At 60.1% G+C, this 14,102-nt stretch carries 14 protein-coding genes, 1 rRNA gene and 1 pseudogene; 9 read left to right on the forward strand and 7 right to left on the reverse strand.

The window, feature by feature from the left end:
* The first annotated feature begins 6 nt into the window (after nt 1–6).
* Nucleotides 7–122 (forward strand): 5S ribosomal RNA (gene rrf, locus ASE98_RS13470).
* 74 nt (nt 123–196) lie between these two features.
* On the opposite strand, the gene ASE98_RS13475 is transcribed toward rrf, so the two are convergent.
* From ASE98_RS13475 to ASE98_RS13485, 3 genes are all read right to left on the reverse strand, one after another.
* A complete protein-coding gene (locus ASE98_RS13475; RefSeq protein ID WP_060541858.1) occupies nt 197–610 on the reverse strand; it encodes a VOC family protein in 414 nt (137 codons plus the stop codon).
* Between the two features lie 97 nt (nt 611–707).
* The gene (locus ASE98_RS13480; RefSeq protein WP_060541859.1) at nt 708–1,367 is read right to left on the reverse strand and encodes a TetR/AcrR family transcriptional regulator; all 660 of its coding nucleotides are present in this window, start codon (nt 1,365–1,367) and stop codon (nt 708–710) included.
* Entirely contained in the window at nt 1,354–2,205 is an 852-nt protein-coding gene (locus ASE98_RS13485; RefSeq protein WP_060541860.1) for a 3-hydroxybutyryl-CoA dehydrogenase, read from the reverse strand. Before ASE98_RS13485 ends, ASE98_RS13480 begins: the two co-directional genes overlap by 14 nt.
* 158 nt (nt 2,206–2,363) lie before the next feature.
* Between ASE98_RS13485 and ASE98_RS13490 the strand changes: the two genes are divergently transcribed.
* Both ASE98_RS13490 and ASE98_RS13495 read left to right on the forward strand, forming a co-directional pair.
* Complete coding sequence (locus tag ASE98_RS13490; protein WP_060541861.1) at nt 2,364–3,371, forward strand: AraC family transcriptional regulator; 1,008 nt, start codon at nt 2,364–2,366, stop codon at nt 3,369–3,371.
* Between the two features lie 145 nt (nt 3,372–3,516).
* Complete coding sequence (locus ASE98_RS13495; protein ID WP_156465499.1) at nt 3,517–4,632, forward strand: hypothetical protein; 1,116 nt, start codon at nt 3,517–3,519, stop codon at nt 4,630–4,632.
* 121 nt (nt 4,633–4,753) lie between these two features.
* On the opposite strand, the gene ASE98_RS13500 is transcribed toward ASE98_RS13495, so the two are convergent.
* Entirely contained in the window at nt 4,754–5,476 is a 723-nt protein-coding gene (locus tag ASE98_RS13500; protein WP_060541863.1) for a pirin family protein, read from the reverse strand.
* A 491-nt stretch (nt 5,477–5,967) separates the two neighbouring features.
* Here ASE98_RS13500 and ASE98_RS27225 point away from each other — a divergent pair.
* From ASE98_RS27225 to ASE98_RS13520, 5 genes and pseudogenes are all read left to right on the forward strand, one after another.
* Nucleotides 5,968–6,212, forward strand: a pseudogene (locus ASE98_RS27225) (hypothetical protein).
* Nucleotides 6,205–6,819, forward strand: a complete 615-nt coding sequence (locus tag ASE98_RS13505) for an antibiotic biosynthesis monooxygenase (protein ID WP_060541864.1) — start codon at nt 6,205–6,207, stop codon at nt 6,817–6,819. Before ASE98_RS27225 ends, ASE98_RS13505 begins: the two are co-directional and overlap by 8 nt.
* Nucleotides 6,816–8,654, forward strand: coding sequence for an amidohydrolase (locus ASE98_RS13510; protein ID WP_060541865.1), 1,839 nt, complete (start codon nt 6,816–6,818; stop codon nt 8,652–8,654). The genes ASE98_RS13505 and ASE98_RS13510 overlap by 4 nt, the downstream gene beginning before the upstream one ends.
* 71 nt (nt 8,655–8,725) lie before the next feature.
* Nucleotides 8,726–9,352, forward strand: a complete 627-nt coding sequence (ycaC, locus tag ASE98_RS13515) for an isochorismate family cysteine hydrolase YcaC (RefSeq protein WP_060541866.1) — start codon at nt 8,726–8,728, stop codon at nt 9,350–9,352.
* A 299-nt stretch (nt 9,353–9,651) separates the two neighbouring features.
* Entirely contained in the window at nt 9,652–10,548 is an 897-nt protein-coding gene (locus tag ASE98_RS13520) for a LysR family transcriptional regulator (protein ID WP_060541867.1), read from the forward strand.
* 150 nt (nt 10,549–10,698) lie between these two features.
* On the opposite strand, the gene ASE98_RS27010 is transcribed toward ASE98_RS13520, so the two are convergent.
* From ASE98_RS27010 to gspG, 3 genes are all read right to left on the reverse strand, one after another.
* Nucleotides 10,699–11,325, reverse strand: a complete 627-nt coding sequence (locus ASE98_RS27010; protein ID WP_060541868.1) for a hypothetical protein — start codon at nt 11,323–11,325, stop codon at nt 10,699–10,701.
* Nucleotides 11,326–11,480: 155 nt separating this feature from the next.
* Complete coding sequence (locus ASE98_RS13530) at nt 11,481–12,668, reverse strand: type II secretion system F family protein (RefSeq protein WP_060541869.1); 1,188 nt, start codon at nt 12,666–12,668, stop codon at nt 11,481–11,483.
* 14 nt (nt 12,669–12,682) lie between these two features.
* Nucleotides 12,683–13,117, reverse strand: coding sequence for a type II secretion system major pseudopilin GspG (gene gspG, locus ASE98_RS13535; protein WP_060541891.1), 435 nt, complete (start codon nt 13,115–13,117; stop codon nt 12,683–12,685).
* A 195-nt stretch (nt 13,118–13,312) separates the two neighbouring features.
* Between gspG and ASE98_RS13540 the strand changes: the two genes are divergently transcribed.
* On the forward strand, nt 13,313–13,921 hold the full coding sequence (locus tag ASE98_RS13540) for a lytic transglycosylase domain-containing protein (protein ID WP_060541870.1): 609 nt from the start codon (nt 13,313–13,315) through the stop codon (nt 13,919–13,921).
* The last annotated feature ends 181 nt before the right edge of the window (nt 13,922–14,102 follow it).

Raw genomic sequence — 14,102 nt, forward strand, 5'->3', positions numbered from 1 at the left:
GAATTTCTTGACGACCATAGAGCATTGGAACCACCTGATCCCATCCCGAACTCAGCAGTGAAACGATGCATCGCCGATGGTAGTGTGGGGTTTCCCCATGTGAGAGTAGGTCATCGTCAAGATTAAATTCCGAAACCCCTATCTGCGTATGCAGGTAGGGGTTTTGTTTTTGGCCGCGGGAAAGTCCAGGGATTTCTCATTGATCCTTTTCGCAGTTGACCATCCACGAAACACCAAAACGGTCAACCAGCATGCCGAAGCGTTCCGCCCAGAACGTGGCCTCCAGCGGCATTTGCACGCTGCCCCCTTCCGACAACGCAGTGAAGACCCGCTCAGCCTCGGCGATACTGTCGACGTTGAGTGAAATGGAGCAAGCGCTCATGGCGTCGGTGGGGCGATCAGGGGTGGTATCCGATCCCATGAGCGCCTGGTCTCCCACCACAAGACGGGTATGAATGATCAGGTTATGGAGATCCTTGGGGACGTGTTCGGCGGCAGGGGTTTCACCGAAGGTCAGCATGGCTTCGATATTGCCGGGCAGGCTTTGCGCATAGAACGTGAAGGCAGCTTTGCAGTCGCCATTGAAAATGAGGTAGGGATTGATTTTCATGTTCGGCTCCAGGTGTTGAAGTACACACAAACACACCTCGGATTGGACGCCAGGGGCGCTGGCGAATTCCGATTGGGTTGAGCCGACAAGCTAAGCTTTAAATCGTGGCAGGGACCTGTATTTCTTTAGATATCTTTTCTATAGGGCGGGCGAGGCTTATGGCCTCCAGTGCGCGCTTGGGGGCCAACAGGCGCTCGACGGCACCGCAGACCATGCTCTCCAGCAGTTCTTCGCGTTCTTGCTCACCCAGCGCATGTGGGGTCAGCCAGCTGGGAGCGCTGTTGAGCAAGCAGCCAATGGCATGCCCGGCCGCCAACAAGCCTTCTTCGCTGAAGCGGGAACTGCCGCCAAGCATTTTCAGGAGGGTGCGCTCATATTGTTCGCGCAATTGCTGCACCCGTTCCTGTTGCTCTTCATTCAGACAGCCGATGTCGCGTTCCGCCAGGCGGAAATGCCAAGGCATATCCCGATGCAGATTCAGGTGGGCGCGGATCAGGCTGCCCAGCCTGTCGCGCTTTGCCGGAGCTTTTTTCTGGATGCGGGCGAGGGTGGCCAATAGCTCCTCGTAGAACTCCTCGATCAGATCGAGCAGCAGGTGCTGTTTACTCGGGTAGTGGTGGTACAACGAGCCTGGGGAAAGCCCCAGGCACGTCGCCAGCTCACGCATGCCGACCTGGCCGAAACCTTTGCTGGAAAACAACTCCAGCACCTTGTCCCGGTACTCGGCAAAGCGCGAGCAACGTTCAGGCATAGGCATGGAAACCGCGCCCCGATTTGCGCCCCAGGTAACCGGCCGCGACCATTTCCTTGAGCAGCGGAGCAGGGCGGTATTTGCTGTCGTTAAAGCCGTCGTAGAAGGCTTCCATGATCGCCAGCAGGGTATCCAGGCCAATCAGGTCGGCCAATGCCAACGGGCCGATTGGCTGGTTGCAACCCAGGCGCATGCCCGCGTCAATGTCCTCGACGCTGCCCAGGCCTTCCTGGAATACCAGAATCGCTTCGTTGATCATCGGTACCAGGATCCGGTTGACCACGAAGCCTGGGCGGTTGCCCGCGGTGATCGCGGTTTTGCCCAAGGTGGTGGCCATGTCCAGCGCCAGTTGGTGAGTCGCGTCGCTGGTCTGCAGGCCACGGATGACTTCGATCAGGCCCATCACCGGCACCGGGTTGAAAAAGTGCAGGCCGATGAAGCGCTCCGGCTGGCTCACACTGGCGGCCAACTGGGTGATCGACAGCGACGAGGTGTTGGAGGCAATCACGCATTCGCTGCTGACCTGCGCCGCGATCTGCTGCAGCACACGCAGTTTGAGCTCGAGGTTTTCGGTAGCCGCTTCAATCACCATTTGCGAGTCTTTGAGGCTGCTGTAATCGGTGCTGGTGCGGATCTTGTCGAGGGCTGCGAGCTTCTGCTCCTCGGTCAGCGTTGCCTTGGCAACCTGGCGATCGAGGTTTTTAGCAACGGTCGCGACGGCTTTTTGCAGAGCGCTTTCAGAGATGTCGAGCAAGGTCACGTGGAAGCCGGCGAGGGCACAGACTTGTGCAATACCATTGCCCATGGTGCCAGCGCCGATCACGCCGATGTTTTGCAGATTCATGTTCCCGTCCTTCAATCAAACCTTGCGATACCTTGGCCGCGGCCGAAGGCGTACTATTGCCGGCGAGTCTAGAGCTGGCAGGGCACTTGTCCTATGCCGGAACTGTTCAACGGCACTGATGTTTTTTGCCATTCGGGTGATGAGAGAGAAGCGTTCAAATGCGGGAAAATGACTCGGTTGCCGCCTACTTCGTGCGGGCAATGATCCATGGACTGGGGGAGGATCCGCAGCGAGTGAAGGCGGTACTCGAACTGGCGGGGATTGATCCGCAAGTCATGCACCAACCCACGGCGCGGGTGCCGGCCGGTGCGTTTGCAGCGCTATGGCTGATTCAGATCCGTGAGCTGGACGACGAGTTTTTCGGCCTCGACTCCCATGGCATGCCGCCGGGCAGTTTTGCCCTGATCTGTCGTGCCTTGATTCAGGAGCCCGATCTGCATAAAGCCATGCGCCAGTGCCTGGTCAACTTCGGGCTGTTCCTGCGCGATTTTCGCGGCACCCTGACGGTGCGTGGCAAGCGCGCGGTCATTAGTCTGCAAACCCACTCCTCAGATGCCGATGCCAGCCGTTTTGGCGAAGAGACATTCCTGGTGCTGATGATCAGCCTGCTGTGCTGGCTGGGTGGCCGACGCATCCCTATCGACCGTGCCGACTTTCGCCACGAGCGCCTGTCCCTCAGCGATGATCGACTGCTCTGGGGCCCGAACCTGACCTTTGGTGCCGAGCGCACCGAAATCGAATTCGCCAGCCACTACCTGCGCCTGCCCGTGGTTCAAGACCTGGCGTCGTTGAAAGTGTTCCTGCGCACCGCGCCGCAATGGCTGGTGATCCGCTTCCGCAACCAGCATGGCCTGGCATCCCAGGTTCATCAGCGCTTGCGCGGCAGTCATTACAGCGAATGGCCGACCTTGCAGGATTTCGCCCTGGAGCAGCACCTGAGCCCTAGCACGTTCCGCCGCAAACTCGAACGCGAAGGCTGTTCGTACCAGGAGATCAAGGACGAGGTGCGGCGCGGGGTGGCGTTCGAACGGTTGCGCCAGAGCGGGGCCAGCATCAGCGATATCGCCGAACAACTGGGATTTCAGGAACCCAGCGCTTTCCATCGGGCGTTCAAGAAGTGGACCGGGGAAAGCCCGGGGCGGTATCGGGCAAGATTCCAGGGGTGATTATCGAAGCGTCTGTCAGACGCTTCTGATTTTGTCCGGGCCCGATGTTTCTGGCCTGTTCAGACTGTAAAGTCGCACGTCATTGTCTCTGTTGAGCACTGCTTGCAACAAGGACGCTATGCCCAAGGAAATGGAGTCCACCGACGTGACCGAGTTTGAACGTATCGAAGCTAAACCCGCAGGCACCTCACCCGACCGCTTTGCCCATCTGAGTAGAAGCCTGTTATGGCTCAACGAGCGTGCCTGGCCTCTGGGCATTGGCATTCTGCTCACTGCCGGGATGTATCTGTACCAGTACATCCACGAGGAAAACATTCCCCTCAGTATTACCTCTTCTGCGGTCCTTACCGCGCTGCCGGTCATGTCGGCGATACTCGTGTTCATCATCTCGATCCTGGTGGCGTTCGTCCTGTTGCCGATCTTCGTGCTGTTCCATCAGCTCGATGCCTCCGGAAAACGCCTGAGTGACGATTTGAGTTTCGACCAGAAATCTCCCGAAGCACAGGCTCGTCACCGGCACCTGTTGTGGCGTTGGGGAGGCGGCTTGCTGATCCTCGGGATTTTCTGCGGGTCGCTCACCGCTATCGGCTCCCAGGTCCAGGTCAACCTGCTGTGGGGAAGCGCTGCGGTATCGGCGGCGATGCTGACGATCGCGGGCTACTACAGGCTCATGACGCTCGGTGTACAGGGGACGATATCGACAGGGTTTCGTATCGCCTGTGTGATGTCCGCTTTCGTCCAGATAATGGTCATCCTGAACGTCACTATCGTGGCAATCCACATCGCGAGCCAATACGTCAGCCAGCTCGGCTGGCTTGTGCCTCTGATGCTGGGTGAGTTGGCGATCGTATGGCTGATCCAGCTGCTGGGTGCACAGTTCGTGGTGAAAGTGCGCGGCCATCAAAATCCGCTCGCCCTGCTGGCGATAGCGGTAACGGTAGTGGTCATCGGATTGGGCCTGCACCCACAGTCGGGCGCCAAGCTGGGCGGGTTTGCGTTCCAGTTTTCGGCTTCCGGGGCACGCAATTGCACGATCATGAGCTTCAGCCCGCAGAGCCAGGGGCTCGAAGCCATAGCGGACCCTGACCGGCCAGGTTTCAGTCGACCGTTACGCGTCGTTGCCGAGGCCGACGCCACCTACTTTGTACGACTCTGGAAGACCGAATCCAAGGCGGTTCAGTTTGTCCCTCGCTCCAGCCTGACCGGAATAGATGCCTGCCCGGTCGATAAAAAGGCTTCGGATAAAACTCGGGACTCCTGAGTCTCGCTGTATCCAGTCCACGGACAGTAAAAAGATCGCAGCCTCGCTCCGCTCGTCAGCTCCTACTGAGGTATCCCTGTAGCTGTCGAGCGAAGCGAGGCTGCGATTTTTTGCTTCACCATCAAGGCATCTGCGGCAACTCCTGCGCCCGCAGGTCGAACACCAGCACTTCTGCATCCACACCGTTGCTCAACGTCAACGCCTGTTCTTCACGAACCCGTACGCCATCGCCTTCCTGTAACAACAAACCATTGAGCTCGACGCTGCCCCGCGCCACATGCACATAGGCATAGCGATGGGCGCCCAGTTCCAGGGTGGCGCTTTCCTTGCCGTCGATCAGACCGGCATACACCCGGGCATCCTGGCGCACCTTCAACGAACCCTTGGCGCCGTCCGGGGAGATGATCAGCTGCAGGCGTCCCCGTTTCTTCTGCGTGCTGAAGTGTTCCTGCTGATAGCGGGGTTTGGCACCGCTGACCTCAGGCACGATCCAGATCTGCAGGAAGTGCACCGGGCGTGTACTGGAGTGGTTGAACTCGCTGTGGGCGACACCGCTGCCGGCACTCATCAATTGCACGTCGCCGGGGCGAATCACCGAACCGGTACCCAGTGTGTCCTTGTGTTCCAGGGCACCTTCAAGCACATAGGAGAAAATTTCCATGTCGCGGTGCGGGTGCTGGCCGAAGCCTTTGCCGGCGGCGACACGGTCGTCGTTGATCACCAACAGGTCGGAAAAACCCTGCTCTTTCGGGTTGCGGTAATTGGCGAAGGAAAAGGTATGAAAGGACTTCAACCAGCCGTGATTGGCCAGGCCACGATCCGAAGCTTTGCGCAGAGTCAGCATGATGAAATCTCCTGTGGGGACGTTGATTCGTCTGATTGAGGAGAAGGTTAATGTTTACTGGCTGATGCAATAAGTAGGTGGGAATTGAAATACTGTCTCCATCCAGTTGACAGACAACCGACCCTACAGTCGAACGTCATGCACCGAAGATCCAATGTGGGAGCGGGCTTGCTCGCGAAGGGGCCAGCACATCCAGCTTCTCCGACGACTGACACACCGCTTTCGCGAGCAAGCCCGCTCCCACAGGTAATGCTGTTCACTTAAGGCGATTTTCAGGCAATTGAAAACCGTGGCGAGGGGGCAAGCCCCCTCGCCACAGATTTTGTACTTGCCTGATGATCGTGTTAAGTGAACAGCATTACGCTCCCACAGGGATTTGTTTGATTTTCCCCGGCGCGCTTGCAAAAACAGCACGTACATTCAATTTTTCCTGCCCCCGTCCCCGCAATATCGATTCCAGCACCCGGTGCTGCGAGTTGTGCGGGGAGAACATGAGCGCTTCGCATCGGCACCACAGAGGACTGCTGTTTGTGCGGCTCAGCGACGCAATATTGCTGTTACGGATGCAGGGTTTGCCCAAGCTGCTTCAATACAGTACTGAGCCGAAAAAAGCGTGCCCTTTCCACCCAAGGGCGAATCTCACGTTGCCGTGATTGTGACCACCAGCATTTTCGTCGCCGGGCCAGGAAGGCTGGCGCTCAATGTGCGTTTCACCGGAGTCTTGCGCCATGTCTGATCCCGTTCGCCTGCAACCGGTCAAGCCGGGGCCTGATGAAGTCGTGACCCTGATCGTCAAACATCGGGTCAAGGCAGGTTTTGAAGCCCCTTATGAGGCCTGGTTGCGCAACATCGTCAAAGTGGCCGGGCAGAATGTCGGGCACCTGGGCGTGGACGTGGTGCGCGGCAAGAGCGTCGGGCTCGACATGTATACCTGCGTGTTGCGCTTTTGCTCTACCGAAGCGATGCAACACTGGCTTGATTCGCCGCAACGTCGGGAACTGATCGACCAGGCCACGCCGATGCTCGCCGATGGCGACCAGACTGAGGTCAACCCGGTCAACGAGTTCTGGTTCTCCCCGCAGACTGAAGCAGCAGTTCTCCCACCACCACGCTGGAAGCAGGCGGTGTTGACGTTGCTGGTGATTCTGCCGCACACCTTGCTTGTTCCGTTGCTGTGGGGGCCTCTGCTTGGGCTCAACGCATTTCTCTCCAACTACGTGGTGGCCACGTTCCTGATCACGCTGACCATCGTCCTGTCGGTGGTTTATATCTTCATGCCCATGGCGACGCGCCTGTTCGCGCCCTGGCTGTCCCCTACCGCCGAGTCCAAGGAGCCGCAATGAACGCCGACCTGATTCTGTTCAATGGTCAATTCCATACCGTTGACCGCGAAAAGCCGCTCGCCAGCGCCGTGGCTATCAGCGAAGGTCGTTTTGTCGTGGTCGGCAGCGATGCCGAAGCCATGGCTCTGCGTGGTTCGGGCACACAAGTGATCGACCTCAAGGGCCGCTGCGTCATCCCCGGGCTCAACGACTCGCACCTGCACCTGATCCGTGGGGGCCTGAACTACAATCTGGAACTGCGCTGGGAAGGCGTGCCGTCCCTGGCCGATGCCTTGCGCATGCTCAAGGACCAGGCCGACCGCACGCCGACGCCGCAGTGGGTGCGGGTGGTCGGTGGCTGGAACGAATTCCAGTTCGCCGAAAAGCGCATGCCGACTCTCGAAGAACTCAACCTGGCGGCACCGGACACCCCGGTCTTCGTCCTGCATTTGTATGATCGCGCATTGCTCAACCGCGCGGCCCTGCGGGTGGCCGGGTACACCCGCGACACACCGAACCCGCCCGGTGGCGAGATCGTGCGTGACGCCAATGGCGAGCCGACCGGCATGCTGGTGGCGCGCCCCAACGCGATGATTCTGTACTCGACCCTGGCCAAGGGGCCGAAGCTGCCGCTGGAGTATCAGGTCAACTCGACCCGTCAGTTCATGCGCGAACTCAATCGCTTGGGCCTTACCAGCGCTATCGATGCCGGCGGCGGTTTCCAGAACTACCCTGACGATTACCAGGTGATCGAGCAGTTGGCCAAGGACGAGCAACTGACCGTGCGCATCGCCTACAACCTGTTCACCCAAAAGCCCAAGGAAGAGCTGACCGACTTCAAGAACTGGACCGGCAGCGTCAAGCTGCACCAGGGCGACGATTACCTGCGACACAACGGCGCCGGGGAAATGCTGGTGTTCTCGGCGGCGGACTTCGAAGACTTCCTCGAACCGCGCCCGGACCTGCCGCAAACCATGGAAGCCGAACTGGAGCCGGTGGTGCGCCATCTGGTCGAGCAACGTTGGCCGTTCCGTCTGCACGCCACTTACAACGAATCCATCAGCCGCATGCTCGACGTGTTCGAGAAGGTCAATCGCGACATTCCGTTCAACGGCTTGCAGTGGTTTTTCGATCACGCCGAGACCATCACCCCGCAGAACATCGAGCGGGTGAGGGCGCTGGGCGGCGGCATCGCGATTCAGGATCGCATGGCGTTCCAGGGTGAATATTTCGTCGAGCGTTACGGCGCGAAAGCGGCCCTAGGCACACCACCGATCAAGCGCATGCTGGCCGAGGGCGTACCGGTGGGCGCCGGTACCGACGCCACGCGGGTGTCTAGCTACAATCCATGGACTTCGCTGTACTGGATGGTCAGCGGTCGCACCGTCGGCGGCATGGAGCTGCACGCCGAAGGTCTTTCACGCCTGACGGCGCTGGAACTGTTCACCCACGGCAGTGCCTGGTTCTCGTCGGAGCAAGGCAAGAAGGGCCAGATCAAGGTCGGGCAACTGGCCGACGTCGCGGCCCTCAGCGCGGACTTTTTCAGCGTCGATGAAGAGGCGATCAAGTGGATCGAGTCGGTGTTGACCGTGGTCGGCGGCAAGGTGGTGTACGGCGCCGGTGACTTCGACAAGCTCGGGCCGGCCAGCGTGCCGGTGCTGCCGGACTGGTCACCGGTGGTGAAGGTACCGGGCCACTGGCGCCCGACGTCGCCGATGCAGGCCCAGATTCACCATTGCAGCGGCCCATGCGCGGTGCATTCCCACCGTCATGAACGGGCACGCCTGTCGAACGCGCCGGTCAGCGATTTCGCCGGTTTCTGGGGCGCCTTTGGCTGCTCGTGTTTTGCCTTCTGACGAATTCAAAAAAAGCGCCGGCCCAGCAGGGCGGCGCTGACTGCAACAACCATCCCACAAGGAGTTTTCCAATGAGCAACGTTCCTTACTCGCGCCTGAACAAAGACGATGCCGTGGTATTGCTGGTCGACCACCAGACCGGCCTGATCTCGCTGGTACAGGATTTCTCGCCCAACGAGTTCAAGAACAACGTGCTGGCGCTGGGTGACATCGCCAAGTTCTTCAAACTGCCGACCATCCTCACCACCAGTTTCGACAGCGGTCCGAACGGCCCGATCGTGCCGGAGCTCAAGGCGCAGTTCCCGGACGCGCCGTTCATTGCACGCCCGGGCCAGATCAACGCCTGGGACAACGAAGACTTCGTCAAGGCGATCAAGGCCACCGGTCGCAAGCAACTGATCATTGCCGGTGTGGTGACCGATGTGTGCGTGGCATTCCCGACCCTGTCGGCCATTGCCGAAGGCTTTGAGGTGTTTGTGGTGACCGACGCTTCCGGCACCTTCAACACCACCGTGCAACAAGCGGCCTGGGCACGCATGTCGGCCGCCGGTGCGCATCTGATGAACTGGTTCGCCGTGGCCTGCGAGCTGCAAGGCGACTGGCGCAACGACACGGAAGGCCTGGCCAACCTGCTGTCCGAGCGCCTGCCGAACTATCGCAACCTGATCAACAGCTACACCAAATTCACGGCGAAGTAAGACCTGTCAGTTGAACCCATTACCTGTGGGAGCGGGCTTGCTCGCGAAGGCGTGATGTCAGTCAGCATTGATGTTGACTGAACCACCGCTTTCGCGAGCAAGCCCGCTCCCACAGGGTTTTGGGTGATCTGCAGATCAGCGGGTCTGCAACCCACTCAAAAAACCACTTTTCTTGAGGTCATGGCGGTGAACCGTGCCTGGGACGGCGAGTCAGCGAGGATGCTTTGTTTCAGATTAATTGGATGTCTGGAGGGGGGGAAGCGGCTATAAAGTGATTGGCTGTCCACCAGGGAGTGACAATGAACCCCTTTGAAGATATGCGTATTTTCTGCCAGGTGATGGACTCCGGCAGCTTCACGGCGGCCGCCGATCAATTGGGGCTGTCCAAGCAATTTGTCAGCCGCCGCCTGATGCAACTCGAAGAGCGCCTGGGCGTACGTTTGCTCAATCGCTCGACCCGGCGACTGGATGTCACGCCGCTGGGGCAAAGCTATTACGAGTCAGCCTTGCGCCTGCTCGCTGAAGTCGAGCAGGTGGAGCAGGGCATTGCCGGGCAGACCACCGAGCCACGGGGGACCATTCGTGTGAGCGCGCCGCTGTCCTTCGCACTGGCGCATCTGGGCTGCCTGCTGCCGGTGTTTTTGCAGCGCTATCGCGACGTGACGGTGGAGATGGATTTGAGCGATCGTCCTGTGGATTTACTCGGTGAGGGTTACGACCTGGCGCTGCGCATCGGCACACTGGAAGATTCGTCGCTGATTGCCCGACGCATTGCCTCCATCGAGCGAGTGTACTGCGCAAGCCCGGCGTACCTGGCCGAGCGCGGCACACCGCTCAAGCCTGAAGACTTGCACGGTCACGACTGTCTGCCGTACGGCCATGGTCGACAGGTGCAGTGGCGTTTTGCGGGGCAAGGCAAGTCATTGAGTGTCAATGTCAGCGGGCGGATGCGGGTCAACAACGGCGATCTGCTCAAGGATGCGGCGATCGCCGGGCTGGGGATCACGTATTTACCGACGTTCATCGTCGGCTCGGCGTTGAAGGAAGGACGGCTGGTGCAGGTGCTGGAGGATAGGCGGCCGGAGCCGCTGACGTTGTCGGCGGTCTATCCGCAACACCGGCAGAGTTCGTGGCCGGTGCAGGCGTTGGTTGAGTTCCTGCGCGAAGAGCTGGATCGGGTAGAGGGTAGGTTGTAGGAACGCGCAGGACCGGACGTCAATGAACCTGTGGGAGCGGGCTTGCTCTCGATGGCAGGGTATCAGGCAACAGAAATGTTGAATGATAATCCGCTATCGCGAGCAGGCTCGCTCCCACAGGGTTTTGTGTTGCATGGACTTCAGCGGGGATCAGCTCCTTTTGTCATCCCCAGGCTCGCCATTGGCATGCACACCACGGTCATCGCCGATTTCTCCGTTGGCGTGTACACCACGGTCATCGCCGATTTCTCCATTGGCATGGACGCCTCGGTCGTCCCCGGGCTCATCATGGGTGCCGCTGCGACCGGAGGACGATACTGCACCGGAGTGGCTTGAACCGCTGGCGCTGGCGCTGTTGCCGTGGCCGCTGTTGCTGCCATGGTCGCCACTATGGCCGCTGCCGCTGTTACCGCCACTGCCGCTACCACCGTGACTTCCGCCATTGCCGCCGCTACTTCCTCCGCCACCGCCGCCGCCGCCACCGCCACCACCGTGACCGCCACCACCGTGACCGCCTCCACTTCCGCCACCACCGCCGCTGCCGCCACCACCGCCACTGCCGCCACCACCGCCGCTGCCGCCACCACCGCCACCACCGCCGCTGCCGCCACCACCGCCGCCACCACCACTACCGCCCCCGCCGCCACTTCCTCCGCCGCCACCACCATCCTTGGCCTGAGCACTGGATACCCCGGACAGGCTGTCCGGAATCAGAACGGTAGACGCCGACAGAACTGCGCCAATAGCTACTGCCAGTAAAAGCTTGTTGATGTGCATGTCGTTCTCCGTCTTCTTATTCAGCCTGGAACGTTGATGAACGTTGCAACTTGCTGCTTTTTCCGTTGCTACATTGATGAACACCCCAGCGTGCTGATTTATTCAGTGGGTACCTTGATAAAAAGTGCTGCGTACAGCGCGCCCCTGGTTCGGGGTCAATGAATGCTGGAAGCCAGTTCGAAAATCGGTATGTACATCAGGATCACGATCACCCCGATCAGCAGGCCGATGAAGGTCATCAGCAACGGTTCGAACAGGCGCACGAACCATTCGATCCAGCGGCTGATTTCTTCGTCGTAGAAGTCGGCGCTGCGCTCCATCATCTGCCCGAGGTTGCCGGACTGTTCACCGGCACGCAGCAGGCGCAGGGACACCGGGGTTACCAGATGATTGAGTTCCAGCGCAGCGGACAGCGATTGCCCCTCGCGCACGCGCTCGCAGGCCTGGTCCAGGCGTGAGCGCGAAGCCACGGTGAGCAGGCCTCGGACCATGCCCATGGCCGTGACGAGGGGGATACCGCCTTGCAACAGAATCCCCAGGGAGCGGTAGAAGCGCGCCAGTTCGTACATGAAGATTCGCTGGTGGACCGCCGGCAGTTTTTCGATCAGTCGGTCCACGCCCCGGCGAAAGGCCGGCTGGCGCTGGAGCAGGACCAGGCCAACGATGAGCGCGAGCAGGCCGCCGAAAAACTCTCCCTGGTGGGCGTGGAGGAACATGCCGCTGCTCATGAGGATCTGCGACAGCCAGGGCAGGTTCGACCCCAGGCCTTCGAATACCAGGCTGAAACGCGGCACGACATAGCCCATCAAAAACAGCACGACACCACCGCCTACCACCAGCAACAGCATGGGGTAGATCGAAGCGCTGACGATCTTCTGCCGGACTTCGTCCATGCGCTGGCGATAGCTGACGTACCGGCCCAGGGCATCGCCCACGGCGCCGGTTTTCTCACTGGACTGCACCAGGGCAACGTACAGCGGGGGAAACACCGCTGATAGCTGGCCCAATGCCTGGGAAAACGATTTGCCTTCATAGAGCAGGCGCACCAGCTCACTCAAGGTTTTGCGGGCCTGGGGCGCGGTTTCTTTTTCCGCCAGACTTTCCAGCGCATCGATCAACGGCAGGCCGGCGTTGAGCAGGGTGGTCAATTCCTGGCTGAACAACACCAGGTTGAAGGTCTCGCGCTGCTTGAGCCGCAAGGCGCGCCAATGCCGCTCGGCGTGCAGGCTGACCACCCGCAGGCCCTGGTCTTCGACGATGCGGCGGGCTTCGCTGTGACCCGGTGCTTCGACAGTCATTGCAACGACACCGGCCTTGCCGACGGCTTTAAGGTGAAAGCGCATGGTCGCGATTCCCGTTACTGCCAACTGGTGACTTCGGCGTTCTCGCCTTCGCCGCCGGGCTGCCCGTCCTTGCCCATGGACAGCAGGTCGTACTCGCCGTTTTCACCGGGGTAGCGATAGTTGTAATTACGGCCCCAAGGGTCCTGGGGCAGTTTTTTCTGCAGGTAAGGGCCGGTCCAGCGCGGTTCATCACTGGGTGCGCTGATCAATGCCTGCAAGCCCTGTTCAGTCGAGGGGTAATGGCCGACCTCCAGACGGTAAAGATCCAGGGCCTTGCCCAGGCCTTCAATCTGGGCCTTGGCGACTTTCACTTCGGAGCGGCCCAGTTGGGCGAAATACTTCGGCGCCACCAAACCGGCCAACAGCCCCAATACCACCAGCACCACCAACAGTTCGAGCAGGGTGAACCCGCTTTGGGATCGCGGGGCACAACGAAGACGCTGTTTCATGATGACCTCATACATTTGGCAGCACAGTTGCGATCAAAGCGCATGCAATTGCCATGCTCACCCCCGGGCGTCCTGGCGCACCCCTTGTCCTACGGGCCTTGGGTGTAACGGCACAGTGCTTGCGTATGCCTGATCCGCGACCGGCAATTGGGGCATTAGCCCCAATTTTCGGGGTCGGGAAGGGGAGGCATAACAATGAAGTTGCTCACCACCGCAATGCTCGCTCTGTTTGTGCTGGCTGGCGCCGTACAGGCGGACGTATTCGTTTCCGTGGATGCCAATGGCAACTACGTCCTGTCCAATGTCCATCGCCCCGGCCGCCACTATGAACGAGTGATTCGCGAGCCTGCAGAGGCGGTGGTCAGCCTCGACGATCAGCCGCAGATGATCGCCGCGCAACCTTACGCCGAGCTGGTGGCGGCGGCGGCCACGGCCAACGAAATACCGGCGGCGCTGTTGCATGCGGTGATCAAGGCCGAGTCCGCCTACAACCCCAGAGCCGTGTCGCCCAAGGGCGCCGGTGGGCTGATGCAATTGATGCCCGATACCGCCCGCGAAATGGGCGTGAGCGACGTCTACGACCCCAAGGCCAACATCCAGGGTGGCGCCCGTTATCTCAAGCGCCTGATGACGATGTTCGACAACGATATCCGCCTCGCCGTGGCCGCCTACAACGCCGGGCCGCAAGCGGTGCTCAGCCGTGGCAACGTGGTCCCGCCATTTGCCGAAACCCAACGTTATGTGCCCAGCGTCCTGAAGCAGTACCGGCGCTTGCAGGGGCTGGCTGCTGATGCGCCTTTGTGAGCGCTGGCAGTGGGGCAGTATCCCCAATGTTGGGGCATGGTGGCCCCGGTGAAAAAATTGGGGGATTGGGTGGGGCTTTTCCCCCCGAGTCATTAGGTCGTGACAATAACTATCTGATTAATAATAAGATTTTTTATGGCATGCGGATTGCTCTGGACGATTTGTCGAGATCTGTCCCTGA

Source organism: Pseudomonas sp. Leaf48 (genome assembly GCF_001421885.1).
GTDB lineage: Bacteria > Pseudomonadota > Gammaproteobacteria > Pseudomonadales > Pseudomonadaceae > Aquipseudomonas.